General features: G+C 74.7%; 14 protein-coding genes. 7 read left to right on the plus strand and 7 right to left on the minus strand.

The window, feature by feature from the left end; all coding sequences use genetic code 11:
• Position 1: 1 nt before the first annotated feature.
• A complete protein-coding gene (locus O2W53_RS19815; protein WP_269164785.1) occupies positions 2-856 on the minus strand; it encodes a patatin-like phospholipase family protein in 855 nt (284 codons plus the stop codon).
• A 94-nt stretch (positions 857-950) separates the two neighbouring features.
• Here O2W53_RS19815 and O2W53_RS19820 point away from each other — a divergent pair, with 94 nt between their 5' ends.
• Entirely contained in the window at positions 951-2,759 is a 1,809-nt protein-coding gene (locus O2W53_RS19820; protein ID WP_269164786.1) for a class I adenylate-forming enzyme family protein, read from the plus strand.
• Here O2W53_RS19820 and O2W53_RS19825 read toward each other — a convergent pair.
• The gene (locus O2W53_RS19825; RefSeq protein ID WP_269164787.1) at positions 2,674-4,812 is read right to left on the minus strand and encodes an MMPL family transporter; all 2,139 of its coding nucleotides are present in this window, start codon (positions 4,810-4,812) and stop codon (positions 2,674-2,676) included. The genes O2W53_RS19820 and O2W53_RS19825 overlap by 86 nt on opposite strands.
• A 40-nt stretch (positions 4,813-4,852) precedes the next feature.
• Here O2W53_RS19825 and O2W53_RS19830 point away from each other — a divergent pair, with 40 nt between their 5' ends.
• Both O2W53_RS19830 and O2W53_RS19835 read left to right on the plus strand, forming a co-directional pair.
• Positions 4,853-5,395, plus strand: a complete 543-nt coding sequence (locus O2W53_RS19830) for a MarR family winged helix-turn-helix transcriptional regulator (RefSeq protein WP_269164788.1) — start codon at positions 4,853-4,855, stop codon at positions 5,393-5,395.
• Between the two features lie 86 nt (positions 5,396-5,481).
• Complete coding sequence (locus tag O2W53_RS19835) at positions 5,482-6,507, plus strand: potassium channel family protein (RefSeq protein ID WP_269164789.1); 1,026 nt, start codon at positions 5,482-5,484, stop codon at positions 6,505-6,507.
• Between the two features lie 15 nt (positions 6,508-6,522).
• Here O2W53_RS19835 and O2W53_RS19840 read toward each other — a convergent pair whose 3' ends face one another.
• Positions 6,523-6,702, minus strand: a complete 180-nt coding sequence (locus O2W53_RS19840) for a DUF1059 domain-containing protein (protein ID WP_269164790.1) — start codon at positions 6,700-6,702, stop codon at positions 6,523-6,525.
• Entirely contained in the window at positions 6,699-7,982 is a 1,284-nt protein-coding gene (locus O2W53_RS19845; protein WP_269164791.1) for an EAL domain-containing protein, read from the minus strand. Before O2W53_RS19845 ends, O2W53_RS19840 begins: the two co-directional genes overlap by 4 nt.
• A gap of 162 nt (positions 7,983-8,144) precedes the next feature.
• Here O2W53_RS19845 and O2W53_RS19850 point away from each other — a divergent pair, with 162 nt between their 5' ends.
• Both O2W53_RS19850 and ggh read left to right on the plus strand, forming a co-directional pair.
• Positions 8,145-9,512: an APC family permease gene (locus O2W53_RS19850; RefSeq protein ID WP_269164792.1), complete on the plus strand. Its 1,368-nt coding sequence runs from the start codon at positions 8,145-8,147 to the stop codon at positions 9,510-9,512.
• Positions 9,513-9,648: 136 nt separating this feature from the next.
• On the plus strand, positions 9,649-11,193 hold the full coding sequence (gene ggh / locus O2W53_RS19855) for a glucosylglycerate hydrolase (RefSeq protein WP_269164793.1): 1,545 nt from the start codon (positions 9,649-9,651) through the stop codon (positions 11,191-11,193).
• A gap of 43 nt (positions 11,194-11,236) precedes the next feature.
• On the opposite strand, the gene O2W53_RS19860 is transcribed toward ggh, so the two are convergent.
• Positions 11,237-12,238: an aldo/keto reductase family protein gene (locus O2W53_RS19860; protein ID WP_269164794.1), complete on the minus strand. Its 1,002-nt coding sequence runs from the start codon at positions 12,236-12,238 to the stop codon at positions 11,237-11,239.
• Positions 12,239-12,361: 123 nt separating this feature from the next.
• Between O2W53_RS19860 and O2W53_RS19865 the strand changes: the two genes are divergently transcribed.
• Together O2W53_RS19865 and O2W53_RS19870 are read left to right on the plus strand one after the other, a co-directional pair.
• Entirely contained in the window at positions 12,362-12,865 is a 504-nt protein-coding gene (locus O2W53_RS19865) for a hypothetical protein (protein WP_269164795.1), read from the plus strand.
• 125 nt (positions 12,866-12,990) lie between these two features.
• Positions 12,991-14,166 (plus strand): serine hydrolase domain-containing protein, encoded by a 1,176-nt coding sequence (locus O2W53_RS19870; RefSeq protein ID WP_269164796.1) that lies wholly within the window; start codon positions 12,991-12,993, stop codon positions 14,164-14,166.
• Positions 14,167-14,203: 37 nt separating this feature from the next.
• Here the strand turns inward: O2W53_RS19870 and O2W53_RS19875 are convergent, their stop codons facing one another.
• Positions 14,204-14,854 carry a response regulator transcription factor gene (locus O2W53_RS19875; RefSeq protein ID WP_269164797.1) on the minus strand — a complete coding sequence of 217 codons (651 nt, stop codon included), beginning with the start codon at positions 14,852-14,854 and terminating at the stop codon, positions 14,204-14,206.
• Positions 14,851-16,026, minus strand: coding sequence for a sensor histidine kinase (locus tag O2W53_RS19880; RefSeq protein ID WP_269164798.1), 1,176 nt, complete (start codon positions 16,024-16,026; stop codon positions 14,851-14,853). Before O2W53_RS19880 ends, O2W53_RS19875 begins: the two co-directional genes overlap by 4 nt.
• Positions 16,027-16,149 lie beyond the last annotated feature (123 nt).

Below are 16,149 nucleotides of genomic sequence, written 5' to 3' on the forward strand. Positions count from 1 at the left end.
GTCAGCCCTGCCACACGTCGGCGACCCGGGCGGCGACGCTCGCCGCCTGGGTGCGCCCGGCCCGGGCCGAGGGCGCGCGGGCGGCGGGGTCGAGCACGTTCTTGCCGATGGCGGCCCGGCTCGCCGCGTCCGGGGAGACGACGGCGACCCGGCTGACCAGGCCGGTGACCTGGGCGTCGACGCTGGCCATCGGGCCGGTGCCGCGCGGCAGCGGCGCGATCACCACGATCCGGTCGTAGGCGGCGGCCAGGTCGGCGTTGGCCGTGGAGCGCATCCCGCCGTCCATGTACCGCTTGTCGCCCACGGTCACCGGCGGGTAGACGCCCGGGACCGCGCAGCTGGCGCCCACCGCGGTGACCAGGTCGACCCCGGACTTCCGGGTGAAGGTGGTGAACTCACCGTCGGCCGTGTCGATGGCGGTGACCACCAGCGGCCGGTCGGGCCACTGCGCCCCGGCCAGCCGGGCCTCGATCGCCGTCCGGCGCTCCTCCTCCGACGGCGTCCGGCCGGTGTCGGCGGCGGTGCGCGCCAGCTGCCCGATCCGGCGGCGGAAGGCCGCGTCGTCGCGGCGGGCCAGCAGCATCGCCAGCCCGTAGCGGGCCAGCGTGCCGCGACCGAGTCGGGATGCCCGCTCGTCCGGGCCGACCGGCTCCAGCTGTCGCGCGTGCAACGACTCGACGTCGGCGCCGGTGGTGAGCAGGGCCCCGACCACCGAGCCGGCCGAGGTGCCGACGACGAGGTCGGCCGAGGTCAGGTCGACGCCGGCCTCGGCGAGCCCGGCGACGACCCCGATCTCCCAGGCGATGCCGGTGATGCCGCCGCCACCGAGGACCAGGGCCGTGCGCTGGGAGCTCATCGGGCCATCCTGACGCACGCGGTCGGTCTCGACGCAGAGGGTGACGTAAGCCACCCTGAGGCCCCAGCAACGACGCTGCGCGGGAGGACGACGGATGACGACGACGCAGGCCCACGGCACCACCACGACACCGACCGAGCCGTCTGCCGAGCGCTCTCCCTGGCCCCGAGGGCTGCCCTGCTCGCTGGAGTACCCGCTCCTCCCGGTCGGCTCGGTGCTGCGGGCCGCGGTGCGCCGGTGGGGTGACCGGACGGCCTTCGTCCACCACGACGTGGCGCTGTCGTTCACCGAGCTGGGCCGCCGGGCGCACGCGGTGGCCGCCGGGCTCGCGGCCCGCGGCATCGGCCGGGGCGACGTGGTGGCCGTGCACCTGCCGAACTGCCTGCAGTACCCGGCCGTCTACTACGGCGTGCTGCTGGCCGGGGCGACCTTCTCCCCCACCAACCCGCTGCTGCCGCCGGCCGGGCTGGCGCACCAGCTGGCCGACGCCGGCGCCCGGGCACTGGTCACCTGGGAGCCGGTGCTGCCCGTCGTCCGGCAGGCGCTGCCCGACACCGGGGTGGAGACCGTGGTGGTCACCGGCCCGCAGCAGGTCGCCGACCCGTCCGCCGCCGTCGACCTCGCCGACCTGCCGGACGCCGTCTCCCTCGGCGACCTGCTGGCCGCCGACCCGACCGACGCCCACCGCGACGCGGACCTCGACCCGGTCACCGACCTGGCGCACCTGGCCTACACCGGCGGCACCACCGGGGTGAGCAAGGGCGTGGAGCTGCCGCACCGGGCCGTGGTCACCAACGTGCTGCAGTCGGCCTGCTTCAGCACCGGCTCGGTGCCGGCACTGGACGCCGAGGGCGACGTCACGCTCGACCAGTTCGGCAGCCCGGCCGAGCACCCCACCCGGCTGGGCACCGCCACGATCATCAACCTGACGCCGTGGTTCCACGCGATGGGGGTGATCGGCTACCTCAACGGGCGGGTGCTGACCGGTGCGACCGTGGTGGTCCACGACCGGTTCGACCCGGCGCACTACCTGGCCGACGCCGTCCGGTACCGGGTGACCAGCATCGGCGGGGCGCCGCCGGTGTTCGTCGCGCTGCTGCAGGTCCCCGGGATCGCCGAGGCCGACCTGTCCAGCGTGCGCGACTTCGCCAGCGGTGCGGCGCCGCTGCCGGTGCCGCTGATCGAGCGGATGGCGGCGCTGGTGCCCGGGGTGGTGATCGCCGAGGGCTACGGGCTGACCGAGGTGACGATGATGGCGACCGGCAACCCGCCGCACACCTCGGGGATCCGCAAGGCCGGCACGGTCGGCGTCCCGCTGCCGGACACCGAGATCAGCATCCGCCCGCTCGGGGGCGGCGACCCGCTGCCGGCCGGGGAGCGCGGCGAGGTGTGCATCCGCGGCCCGCAGGTGATGCGCGGGTACGCCGGGCGCCCGGATGCGACGGCGGAGTCGATCGACCCCGACGGCTGGTTCCACACCGGCGACGTCGGGGTGCTCGACGCCGACGGGTACCTGGCGATCGTCGACCGCACCAAGGACATGCTGCTCTACAAGGGCTACAACGTCTTCCCGCGCGAGCTGGAGGAGATCCTCTTCGGCACCGCCGGGGTGGCGGCCGCCGCGGTGGTCGGCCGGCCCGACCCGGAGGCCGGCGAGCTGCCGGTCGCCTACGTGGTGCGCCGGGCCGACGACGCCGGTGCGGCGCTGACCGCGGAGGGGGTGATGGCGGTGGTCAACGAGCAGGTGACGCCGTACAAGCGACTGCGGGACGTCGTCTTCGTCGACGCCCTGCCGGTGTCGCCGGCCGGCAAGGTGCTCAAGCGCGAGTTGACTGCGCGGGAGCGTGCCGCGGGCTCGCATGCGCCGGTCGCCGCCGGGACCGGAACGGCCACCACCAGTTGACGTCGCCGAACAGCGCGACCAGCGCAGGTGTGAGCACCCCGCGCACGACGGTGGCGTCGAGCAGGATGCCCAGCGCCAGCGTGGTCGCGAAGATCTTCACGTCGACCACCGGCACCGTGGAGAGCGCGATGAAGGCCAGGAAGAGGATCAGCGCCGCCGAGGTGACCAGCCGGCCGGTGTACGCCACGCCGTGCACGGTCGCCTCGTCGGTGCTCATCCCCGCGTCCCGGCCCTCGCGGATCCGGGACAGGATGAACACCTCGTAGTCCATCGACAGCCCGAACAGAAACGAGAACGCGGCCACCGGCACCCAGAAGGTGAGCGTGCCGGTCGCGGAGGCGCCGAAGAGCAGGTCGGTCAGGTTCCCCTCCTGCCAGATCCACACGGTCATCCCGTAGGCGGCTGCGATCGAGACGACGTTGAGCAGCAGCGCCTTGACCGGCAGCCAGATCGACCGCAGCGCCGGGGCGAGCAGCGCGAAGGTGATGACGACGACCAGCGGCAGCACCCACCAGGCGTTGCCGTAGATCGCCTCGACCGAGTCGGCGTCGCCGGCCGCGGTGCCCCCGACCCGGGCGCCGGGGAGCTCGTCGGCGGCGGCCCGGACGGCGGTGAGCGCCTCCCGGCCGGCCGTGGACGACGGGTCGTCGGCGAGGACGACGTCCACCAGCCCCGTCCCGCCCTGCTCCCACGACTCCCGCACCGGCGCCAGCACCCCGGCCACGCCCGCGACCTCGGACAGCCGCTCGACGGCCGCCGCGCGGTCCTCGGTGAGCACCTCCACGGGCCGGGCCAGCCCCTCCGGCAGGCCGTCGCCGGTGAGCTGCTGGAAGGCGGTCGCCGCCGGGGACGACCCGGTGGCGATGGCCGAGACCTGCGGGGTGCCCAGCTTGATGCCCAGGACGGGCGAGGCGAGCAGCAGCAGGAGCGCGGTGGCCAGCGCTGCTGCGACCCAGCGGTGCCGCACCACCGTCGTCCCGATCCGGTGCCAGGCGCGGCTCTCCGTGCCGTGCAGCCGGCGCCGCGGCCACTCCAGCCGGGGCCCGACCGAGGCCAGCACGACCGGCAGCAGGGTGAGCGCGACGAGCACGCTGACCAGCGGGATGAACAGCCCGCCGAAGCCGACCGTGCGCAGGAAGGGCAGCGGCAGCACCACCAGGGACAGCAGCGAGATGGCGACGGTGACCCCGCTGAACACGACCGCCCGCCCGGCGGTGGTCATCGCGGTGCGCACCGCGACCAGGTCGTCGGCGCCGGCGGCGCGCTCCTCGCGCCAGCGCATGACCACCAGCAGCGAGTAGTCGATCGCCACGCCCAGGCCGATCAGCCCGACCAGGTACTGCACGATGAAGCTGACGTCGGTGACCGTGGTCAGGACGAGCACCAGCAGGAAGGTCGTGGTGATCGCCACCGCGGCGACCAGCAGCGGCACCAGGGCCAGCAGCGAGCCGAACACCAGCGCCAGGACGACGATCGCCCCGCCGGCGCCGAGGGCGATCTCCACGATGATCGGGCGCTCCTCACCGCCCCCCTCGGCCAGCACCGGGGTGCCGGTGACGACCGGCTCGACCCCGGCCACGGTGACCCCCTGCAGCGCCCCCTCCAGCTGGGGCAGCGCAGCCGCGTAGGGCGCCGGGCCCTCGACCGCCGGGGGCCACACCAGCGCGACCGCGGTGCCCTCGGCGGCGAGCACGTCGGCGGCCGCGCCCTCGTCGAGCGGGCTGGCCACCCGCCAGCCGGGCTGCCGCAGCCGGTCGACGACGGCGGCGAGCTCGTCCCGGTTCTCGGCGACGGTGCTGCCCTCGGGCAGGGGGACGGTGACCACCAGCGGGTCGACGCCCCCGCCGTTGCCGAACTGCTCGGTGATGGCCTGGTTCGCCTCGTAGGCCGGCTGGCCGGGCGTGGAGAAGTCGAACCCCAGCCGGTCGATCGTGGTGGGCGCGAGCACACCGCCCACGACCGCGAGCGCCAGCCAGGCGAGCACCACGATCCGGCGGTGCCCGAGCACCCAGTCGGCCAGTGCGCCCATCTTCTCCTCCTCGACCCCGACCATCAGGAGACTGATGCTCTGTCGGCAACCTACGGTGTCCTGCGTGGAGGAGCCAGTGGACGGAGTCGGTCCGGGAACGGAGCTGCCGCCCTGGCTCGCCGACGACCCGGCCGGCATCCCCGCCTACGCCCTCGCCCGGGCCGGCGCCGCGGTCAACGCCCTCTTCTCCCGGCAGCTGGCCAGCGTCGGGCTGCGGCCGCACACCTTCGTGGTGCTGGTGCACCTTGCCCGCGCCCGCACGCTCACCTCCGCGGAGCTGGCCCGCCGGCTCCAGCTGACGCCGCAGAGCATGAGCACCCTGCTGCACGGGCTGGTCGACGCCGGCTGGGTCGAGCGGCCCGGTCCCGTCCGCCGCGGGCAGAAGTCCGAGGTGCACCTCACCGAGGCCGGGCACCGGGCGCTGCTGGCCGCCGGCCCGGTGCTGGCCGAGCTGGGCCGCCCCGCCGTCCTGGGGCTGACCGAGCAGGAGGCCGCGACGCTGCACGGCCTCCTGGAGCGGGTGCTGGCCGCGGTCCAGCCGCCACCCGGAGTGGGCCGGGACGGTGGGCCGCAGCCGAACCCCGGAGCGGCCGACACCCCCGGTTGAGCGCCCGGCCACCCCGCAACACCCAGCGACGACGGCTATCGTCCCGCCGGTGACGTGCGAGCAGCCGGTCCGGTGAACGGGGCATCGTGAACCAGGACCACAGCGGCGTCCACCTGCCGCACACCGAGGAGTCCCCGGCCCGGCAGGTCTGGCGCCGGGTGCTGATCGCCGCCGTCGTGCTGACCGCCACCGTGCTGATCGTCTACCTGCACCGGGACAGCTACGCGGACAACCAGGGCGGCGAGATCAGCGTGCTGGACGCCACCTACTACGCCACCGTCACGCTCTCCACCACCGGGTACGGCGACATCGTCCCGGTGACTCCAGGGGCCCGGCTGGTCAACATCCTGGTGATCACCCCACTGCGCATCACGTTCCTGCTCATCCTGATCGGCACCACCCTGGAGGCGCTCACCGCGCGTTCCCGGGAGGAGTTCCAGATCCGACGCTGGAGGTCTCGCTTGCGCCAGCACGTCATCGTGTGCGGTTACGGCACCAAGGGGCGCAGCGCCATCCGCGCCCTGCTCAGCACGGGCACCGACGCCGAGCACATCCTCGTCGTCGACCCCTCACCCCAGGCCATCGACGAGGCCACCGCCTCCGGGTTCACCGGCGTGCTCGGTGACGCCGGGCGGATGGAGGTGCTGCGTCGCACGTCGGTGGAGAAGGCCCGGGCGGTCATCGTCGCGGCCGACCGCGACGACGCCGCCGTGCTGATCACCCTGACCGTGCGGCAGCTCAACCCGACGGTGCCGATCACCGCGAGCGTCCGCGAGGAGGAGAACGCCAGCCTGCTCCGCCAGTCCGGCGCCGACTCGGTGATCACCTCCTCGGCCACCTCCGGGCGGCTGCTCGGTCTCTCGACCGACCAGCCCGGCGTGGTCGCGGTCGTCGAGGACCTGCTGACCAGCGGGCGGGGGCTGGACCTGGCCCAGCGCACGGTCACCCAGTCCGAGGTCGGCCTGGCGCCGCGTCAGCTGCGGGACGTCGTCCTCTCGGTGGCCCGCGGCGGGCGCACCCTGCGCTTCGACGACCCGCTGATCGGCACCCTGCAGAGCGAGGACGTGCTCGTGGTCGTCAAGGCCCACCGGGCCGCGGCCGAGAAGGGCTGACCGCGGCCGACCGCCTCAGCGGACGTCGCGGATCGCCGCGCGGACGACGACGTCCACCGCCGGCATGTCCGGCTCGGTCCTGCCGTGCGCGTGCTCGGCGTGCAGCCGGCCGTGCGCGACCAGCTCGTCGGACGTCGGGGCGCGGAAGCTGGCTCCGCAGCCGGGGACGACGTCGGCACAGTCGAACTCCTTCACCGGGGTCCTCCGGAGATCAGTGGCCCAGCGGTGTCGGCCGGGCAGCGGGTGGGCTCGTCCGGGACATCGGCCGGGGCCGGGCCGCGGTGCAGCTCGGCCAGCCGGAGGGTCATCCGTTCGGGTCGCACGAGCCCCAGCAGCCGGCCGACCTCGTCGACGCACAGCACGGGGTCGAACCGTCGGGCGGCCACCCGGGTCATGGCCCGGGTCGCGACCTCCGCCAACGGGGCCGACGGGCGGACCCGCAGGCTGATCGGCACGATCTGCAGGCCGGGGTCGCCGTGCCGCAACCCGGCGCGGACCAGGTACACCGGGCAGGCCAGGTCGTCGACGGCCACCACGACGTCCAGGCCGGGGTCGGCGGCCAGCAGCGCCTCCGCCGCGGTCAGCGCGGCCGGGTCACCGGCGGGGTCCGCCGAGCGCACGGACGGCGCGACCTCCAGCAGCGGGGCCACCTGGTCGACGAGGGCGGTCCGGCCGGCCAGCACCCGCAGCCGGTCGGCGACGCCGGGATCGAGCTCGGGCCAGCCCGGGCCGGGTCTGGCCAGCAGGTACCCCTGGGCCAGCGGCACCCCGAGCCGGACGAACGCCTCCAGCTCCTCGGGCCGCTCGATCCCCTCGACCAGCAGCCAGGCGTCCAGCCGGCCGGCGTAGGTGCCCAGCAGCTCGGCGAGGGCCAGCTTGGCCTCGTCCCGGTCGGCGTGGTCGACCAGCGCGCGGTCGAGCTTGACGAAGTCCGGACGCAGCAGCGCGAGTTGCTGGAGGCCCGAGTAGCCCGAGCCGGCGTCGTCCAGGGCGATCGCCGCGCCGACCGCCCGCAGCCGGTCGAGCAGCTCGACGAGCGGGCCGGTGTCCTCCACCGGCACGTGCTCGGTGAGCTCGAGCACCAGGCCGGAGAGGTCGTCGGCAGCAAGCAGCAGGTCGGCGAGCTCGGGTTCGGTGAGCAGGTGCGGGCTGACGTTGACGCTGAGGAAGCGGTGCGGGGGCAGGTCGGCCCGGGCGCGGAGCGCGGCGGCGACGACCCGGGCCTCCAGCCGAGCACCGACCCCGAGCTCGTCGGCCATGGCGAACCACCGGTCGGGGCCGCAGCCGGCCGGACCGTCGAAACGGGAGAGCGCCTCGTACCCGGCGACCACGCCGCGACGCAGGTCGACGATCGGCTGGAAGACCAGCCGGGGCTGGGCGGGATCGGCCAGGACGGCGTCCAGGGCCGCCCTCCAGCCACCTGCCGGGACGCCGGTCGGGTGCGCGGGCGCCGCCTCGCTCGTCCCTGTCGACACCTGCTCCACCTCCCCGGACCGCCGCTTCATCTCGTCTCGCCGTGCAACCGTCTCGAGCCTGCCCGGTCCGCGCCGGGACCGGCAGACATCGGCCGGTGCGGCTCACCCGGAAGGGCCGGGACTCGGGTTGCCGCTGCCCGTGCACCCACCCAGACTCGGCCGGTGACCCAGCACCAAGATCAGCAGACCGGCGCGGCCGACAGCGACGGGACCGCGCTGCGCCGGGCGATCAGCGGCCGGCTGCTCTACCTGTTCATCCTCGGCGACGTCCTCGGCGCCGGGATCTACGCGCTGGTCGGGGAGATCGCCGGCGAGGCCGGCGGCGCGATCTGGGTGCCGATGCTGCTCGCCCTGCTGCTGGCGCTGCTCACCGCCGCCTCCTACGCCGAACTGGTCACCAAGTACCCCCGGGCCGGCGGCTCGGCCGTCTTCGCCGAGCGGGCCTTCGGCAAGCCGCTGCTGTCGTTCCTGGTCGGCTACTGCATGCTCGCCGCCGGCGTCACCAGCGCCGCGGGCCTGTCCCTGGCCTTCGCCGGTGACTACCTCGGCGTCTTCCTCGACGTCCCGGCGGTGCCGGCCGCACTGGTGTTCCTGCTGCTGGTGGCGTTGCTCAACGCCCGCGGCATCCAGGAGTCGGTGCGGGCCAACGTGGTGATGACCGTGGTCGAGGTGTCCGGGCTCCTGCTGGTCGTCGTGCTGGGTGCCATCGTGCTCGGCCGCGGAGACGGCGACCCGGGCCGGGTGGTGCAGTTCCCCGACGGGGTCGCGCCCGGCACGGCGGTGCTGGCCGCGGCGATCCTGGCCTACTACTCCTTCGTCGGTTTCGAGGTCTCGGCCAACGTCGCCGAGGAGGTGCGCGACGTGCGGCGGGTCTACCCGCGGGCGCTGTTCGGTGCCCTGCTCACCGCCGGGGTCGTCTACGTGCTCGTCGGACTGGTCGCCTCGATCGTGCTGCCCGCCGACGAGCTGGCCGCCTCGACCGGCCCGCTGCTGGCCGTGGTGCAGGCCAGCGGGGTGGCGGTGCCCGACCAGCTGTTCAGCGCCATCGCGCTGATCGCCGTCGCCAACGGCGCCCTGCTCACCATGATCATGGCCAGCCGGATGGCGTTCGGGCTGGCCGAGCAGCGGCTCGTTCCCGCGGTGCTGGGCCGGGTGCTCCCGGTCCGGCGCACCCCGTGGGTGGCGATCGTGGTCACCACCGCGGTGGCGATGTCGCTGACCCTGGTGGGCGACCTGGGCGCACTGGCGAACATCGTCGTCCTGTTGCTGTTGCTGGTCTTCCTGAGCACGAACGTCGCGGTGCTCGTGCTTCGTCGCGACCGGGTGGCCGCCGAGCACTTCACCGCACCCGTCGTCCTGCCGGTGCTCGCCATCGGCTCGTGCCTGCTGCTGCTGTCCCAGCAGGAGGCCGTCACCTGGCTGCGGGCCGGGCTGCTGCTCCTGGTCGGGGTGCTGCTGTACCTGCTGGCCCAGGCACCCTGGTGGGGCGGCCGGCCGACCCGCCCGCGCGAGCCCACCGCGGCCGGATGAGACTGCTGGCGTGGCGGTCAACGACCACGGCGTGACGTTCGCGTGAAATGTGCCTGACGGTCCGTCGTCCTCCAGCGTCCCGGGTGAGGATGGCCGGGCACCGCGAGAGGGCGCCGGCGAGAGGAACGGACTGCAGATGACCGTGTCCCAACCGAGCGCGGTGGAGATCGGGCTGATGTCCGGCCGCGCCGGCTACGTCCTGCGGGCCAACGACCGCGGCGCCTTCACCGTCGCCTCCCCCACCCTGTACCCGCACATGTGGAGCTGGGACGCCGGCTTCGTGGCGCTGGGCATCGCGACGGTCTCGGTGCCGCGGGCGCTCGGCGAGCTGCGCAGCCTGCTGTCCGGGCAGTGGGCGACCGGGATGATCCCGCACATCCTGTTCCACGAGCCCAGCGACTACTTCCCCGGTCCGGAGCGCTGGCGCACCCAGGTGGCCGCCGCCCGCCCGGCCGGGGTGCTGACCTCGGGCATCTGCCAGCCGCCGATCCACGTGATCGCGCTGTCCCGGATCCTGCACGACGCCCGCCGGAGGGGCGGGGCGGACCAGGAGCTCGCCGAGGAGTTCGTCCGGGAGACCTTCGACCAGTGGCTGGCCTGGCACCAGTACCTGGCCACCGCCCGCGACCCGTACTCCTACGGGCTGGTGGAGATCCACCACGGCTGGGAGTCGGGGATGGACGACTCCCCGCGCTGGGACTCCCCGTACGCCAACGTGCACCCCCAGCCGGACATGCCGCCGTTCGTCCGCGCCGACCTCGCGCACGTCTCCGACCCGTCGCAGCGGCCGACCGACGCCGAGTACGCCCGCTACCTGTGGCTGCTGGAGCAGAAGGTCCGCTCCCGGTACGACGACACCGCCTACCGGGCGACCGGCGACTTCGTGGTGGGCGACGTACTGGTGTCGGCGCTGCTGGCCGCCGCCAGTGACCTGCTCGCCGACATGGGCGAGGAGCTCGGGATCGGCGGCGGCACGGCCGGGGGCGTGGAGCAGTCCCGGGCGATCGCCCGCCGGTTCCGCACCGGGGTGCTCCGCTCGGTCGACCCGCAGACCGGGCTGGCCCGCGACCTGGACCTGCGCACCGGCCAGTGGCTGGACGTGGAGAGCGCCGCGGGGTTCGCCCCGCTGGTGTGCGGCGGCGACGAGGCGCTCACCCGCCGGCAGCGCGACCTGCTGCTCGGGCCGCGGTGGTGCGGGCACTCCCGGCTGCGCTGGCCGGTCATGCCGTCGGTCTCCCCCGCGTCCCCGGCGTTCCGGGAGCAGACCTACTGGCGCGGGCCGCAGTGGCCGGTGCTGAACTGGCTGATGGCCTGGGCGCTCAACCGCTCCGGTGAGACCGAGGCGGCCAACCAGCTGCGGCTGGCCGGGCTGTCCCAGCTGATCGACTGCGACTTCGCCGAGTACTACCAGCCGGTGACCGGCGAGACGCTCGGCAGCCGCGACCAGTCGTGGACGGCGGCCATCGCGCTGGACTTCCTGGCCGCCCGGCGTCCGGCGCAGCGGCGTCCGGTCCGCTGGCTGACCAGCGAGCTGCCGCGGATCACCCCCGCCCACCGGGACGCCCATCGGGCGGCCCAGCACGCCTCGCCCACCCCGCACGCCGGGCACCTCGCCGGGCACCGCCCGCCGCACAGCCGCGGCCCGGCCACCACCCCGCAGCCGCAGCAGCGGCCGTCCTGACCCCACCGGGCGGGCTCCGGAGTGGAGCCCGCCCGGTCGGGTGTCAGGGCCGAGGGTCCGGGCTCTTGGTCAGCGCCGGGTCGGTCAGCGCCACCGGGGCGAGCACCTCGTCGATCCGCCGCTTGACGTCGTCGTCGAGCCGGACCCCGGAGGCCTTGACGTTGTCGGTCACCTGCTCCGGGCGGCTGGCGCCGATGATCGCCGCCGCCACGTTCTCCTCCTGCAGCACCCAGGCCACCGCCAGCGTGGCCATCGTCAGCCCCAGGTCGTCGGCGATCGGCTTGAGCTCCTGCACCCGCTCCCGGACGTCGTCCTTCAGCCAGCGGGCGATCATGTTCGCCCCGCCGCCCTTCTCGTCGGTCGCCCGTGACCCCTCCGGGACGGGCTGGCCCGGCAGGTACTTGCCGGTGAGCACGCCCTGGGCGATGGGTGAGAAGACGATCTGGCTGATGCCCAGCTCGCGGGAGGTCGGGATGACCTCGGCCTCGGGCACCCGGTGGAGCGCTGAGTACTGCGGCTGGTTGGAGACCAGCGGGATGCCCAGCTCGTCGGCGAGGGCCTTGCCCGCCCGGATCTCCTCGGCCCGCCACTCCGAGACGCCGATGTAGAGCGCCTTGCCGCTGCGCACGACGTCGGCGAAGGCCGACATCGTCTCCTCCAGCGGCGTCTCGTAGTCGTAGCGGTGGGCCTGGTAGAGGTCGAGGTAGTCGGTGCCGAGGCGGCTCAGCGAGGCGTCGATCGACTCGAGCACGTGCTTGCGGGACAGGCCGCGGTCGTTCCGGCCGGGCCCGGTCGGCCAGTAGACCTTGCTGAACAGCTCGATCCCGCTGCGCCGCTCACCGGCCAGCGCCTTGCCCAGCACCTCCTCGGCGCGGCCGCCGGCGTACACGTCGGCGGTGTCGAAGGTGGTGATGCCGGCGTCGAGGGCGGCGCGAACGCAGGCGTTCGCCGCATCGGCCTCCACCTGCCCGCCGTGGGTGATCCAGTTGCCGTAGGTGATCTCGCTGATCTTCAGGCCGCTGCGGCCCAGGTGTCGGAACTCCATGTGTCGTTCCTACCCGCTGGCACAGGTCACGGCTCGGCATCGACTCCGTGGCCGACGGGAGTGGGACGCGGTGAACGGGCAGTCCCTCCACGGACCACGCCCTCGACCTGAAGGAGCCCCCCTGTGAAGCGGACGATGCTCTTCGCCGCCACTGCTGCCACCGCCCTCGTGCTCACCGCCTGCGGGGACGACGAGGACGGCGTCGGGGGCTCCTTCGAGGCGCTGGACGACGGGGCGGTGACCGAGACCCCCGAGGTGCTGGTCGACCTGACCGGCGAGCTGGTCGACCCCGAGGGCAGCGTGCTGAGCACCGCCACCTTCACCAGCACCGACACCGGCACGGAGATCGAGGTGGAGGCCAGCGGGCTGACCCCGGGCGACCACGACATGCTCCTGGTCAGCGAGGGCGGCTGCACCGAGGGCGCGGTCGACAGCGCCCCGGTGGCCGACCTCCCGGCGCTGCCGGTGACCGAGCAGGAGATCGGCCAACTGGACACCCTGGCCGGGGAGTTCGACCTGGACCTGCTGGCCGACGAGGACGGCACCTCGCTCATCGTGCTGCCGCTGGACGACGAGGTCCTGGCCGAGGGCGCCGCCTGGTCGGCCTGCGCCTCGATCGAGGGCTGATGCCGGGACCCACGCCCGGGTGCAGCCTGCGCCACCTCGGGTGACTCCTGGGCGGGATCGATCGGAGCGGCCTCCCCGGACAGGCTCGGGAGGTCCGCACGATCGGCCCGCCTCCAGGAGTTCTCGTGTCCTCAGCCACCCACCCGAACCGCTCCCGCCGCACCTGGGCCACGCTGCTGGTCGCCGCCGCCACGGTGACCGCCGCCGGCGCCACCGGCCTGCTGACCCCCGACGTCGCGGAGGCCGGCGGCGCACGGCCGGCGCACGCCTTCCAGGACGAGCTCGACCAGCTCGTCGCCGACGACGGCTTCCCGGGCGCGCTCGCCGCAGTCCGCGGCGCGGACGGCCGGGTGCGCCACCTCACCGCCGGGGTCGGCGACCTGACCACCGGCGAGCCGGTGCCGGTCGACGGCCAGGTGCGGATCGCCAGCAACACCAAGACCTTCGTCGCCACCGTCGTCCTCCAGCTGGTCGGCGAGGGCCTGGTCGACCTGGACGCCCCGATCGAGACCTACCTGCCCGGGCTGGTCCGCGGGCCGGGCGGCGACGGCAACGCCATCACGGTGCGCCAGCTGCTGCAGCACACCAGCGGCCTCCCCGACTACGACGACGTCGTGGTGGCCGACTACCTCGCTGTGCAGCACCGCTACGTCGAGCCCCACCAGCTGCTGGACATCGCGCTGGCCCGGCCGGCCTCCTTCGCCCCCGACACCGGCTGGGAGTACAGCAACACCAACTACGTGCTGGCCGGCCTGCTCGTCCAGGAGGTCACCGGCCGGCCGATCGGCGAGCAGATCACCACCCGGGTCATCGAACCGCTCGACCTGGACGACACCTACTGGCCGCTCGAGGGCGAGCAGGTGATCCGCGACGAGCACCCCAGCGGCTACTACGCACCCGCACCCGACGCCGAGTACACCGACGTCACGGTGCAGGACCCCTCCTTCGGCTGGGCGGCCGGCCAGATGGTCTCCAGCCCCGGCGACCTGCTGGAGTTCTTCACCGCCCTGGTCGACGGCGAGCTGCTCGCCCCCGAGCTGCTGGCCGAGATGCAGACCACCGTGCCGGCGCCGGAGTCGACCGCCAGCGGCGACGAGCCCTACGGCCTGGGGCTGCAGAGCCTCTCGCTCAGCTGCGGCGTCACCGCCTGGACCCACGGCGGCGACATCCCCGGCTACGAGACCCGCGGTGCGGTGACGGAGGACGGGCGCGGCGTCATGGTCGCGGTCACCGCGCTGCCGACCGCGGTGGAGCAGATCGTGCACGTCGAGGACGCCGTGGACGCCGCCGTCTGCGGGTGAACGAAGGCCCCGGCTGCGCCATCGCGCAGCCGGGCCCTCAGCGCAACGGCACCAGCCCGGACTCGTAGGCAGCGATCACGGCCTGCGTGCGGTCCCGGGCGCCGAGCTTGCGCAGCAGGCTGCTGACGTGGGTCTTGACGGTCTGCAGGCCGAGGAACAGCTCGGTGGCGATCTCACCGTTGCTCAGCCCGTGCGCCATCAGCCGCAGCACGTCCGCCTCTCGATCGGTCAACGCCACCCGCGCCGCACCTCGGGCCGTGCCCCCGCCCGCGTGCCGCACGGCGAGGGAGCGGATCGCGGCCGGGAACAGCAGGCTCTCGCCCCGGGCGACGACCCGCACGGCGTCCACGATCTCGGCCGGGCGCGCGCGCTTGGGGAGGAACCCGTCGGCGCCGGCGTGCAGGGCGGCGTACACGTTCTCGTCGTCGGCGAAGGTGGTCAGCACCAGGACGCGCGGGGCGGTGGGGTGGCGGCGGCGCAGCGTGCGGGTCGCCTCGATGCCGTCGACCAGCGGCATCCGGATGTCCAGGACGACGACGTCCGGGCACGACCGCGCCACCGCCGGCACGACCACCGCCCCGTCCGCGACCTCGCCGACCACCTCGATGTCCGCCTGCGCCTCGAGGATGGTGCGCAACCCGCTGCGCACCAGCTCCTCGTCGTCGACCAGCAGCACGCGAACGGTCATCCGGGCACCGGCAGCCGGACGGCGACCCGCCACCCGCCGTCGACCCGACCGGCCTCCACGGTGCCGCCGAGCGCCGCGGCCCGGTGCTGCAGGCCGGGCACCCCGCTGCCGGTGCCGGCCGTCGCGGGCAGCGCCGCCGGGATCGGGTTGCGGACGTCGACGACCAGTCCTCCGCCGTGCACCTCGACCTGCAGCCGGACCGGCACCGGGCCGGCGTGCCGCAGCGCGTTGGTGAGCGCCTCCTGCACGATCCGGTACCCCTCCTCCGACAGCTGACCCGGCAGGTCGGCCACCTCGCCGGTGACGTGCAGGTCGACCTGCGCCCCGGCGGCCTCGGCCGAGCGCACCAGCCGGTCGAGGTCGGCCAGCGTGGGCGCCGCGACCGGCGGGCGGGCGGTGTCGCGCAGCAGGCCGAGCACCCGTTCCAGGTCGTCGGTGGCCTGCCGGGCGCAGTCCTCGATGGCGCGGAGTGCGCCGTCGACGAAGGCCGGGTCCCGGCCGGCGACCTCCCGCGCGGCGCCGGCCTGGAGCAGCGTGACCGTCAGCGCGTGCCCGATCGAGTCGTGCAGCTCGGCGGCCAGCCGGGTGCGCTCCAGCAGCCGCTCGGTGCGGGCCCGCTGCGCGGCCAGCCGCTCGGCCGCCGAGGGGTGCAGCAGATGCCGGGCGGCCGCCGCGATCAGCGCGCCGAGGGCGGCCAGCGCGTACACCAGCGCGGCCACCAGCAGCAGCGCGAGCGGCAGTCCGGCCCAGCCCGGGACGCTCGCCGCGGGCCACCGTGCCGACGGGAGACCCAGCAGGGACCAGCCGGCGGCCACGGTGACCGCCGTCAGCTGACCGGCCAGCACGCCGAGCTCGACCCGCACGACCAGCCAGGCCAGCAGCCGGGCCCGGTCCGACCAGCTGCGCGAGGGCTCGACCGTGACGTCGTCGTCGCCGGGCAGCACCAGGGCGCGCGCCTGGACGCCCTCGCTGCGCCGCACCACCGGGACGGCGGCCAGCAGCACCAGCAGCGGCAGCGGGGCCAGCGCGAGCCCGGCCAGCGTGGCGGGCGAGGTGTCCTCCAGGCCCGGCCAGACCATCGCGCAGGCGGCCGCGACCCAGAGCCCGATCGCCAGGTGCAGGACGCGCGTCCACGTCGTCCTGCTGGTCGCCGGCCGCAGCACGCTGTGCACGCGGCCATGATCCCGTCTCCCGGCCGCCCACGGCCTCCCGCCGGAGAGGGAGCCGGACGGACCGTGCGGTGGAGGTGCGGGAGCGCCCGGTCGGCCAGCGTGGACGCATGCCGGACGACGGGA

It is taken from the genome of Modestobacter sp. VKM Ac-2978, from assembly GCF_026968025.1.
Classification (GTDB): Bacteria; Actinomycetota; Actinomycetes; order Mycobacteriales; family Geodermatophilaceae; genus Modestobacter.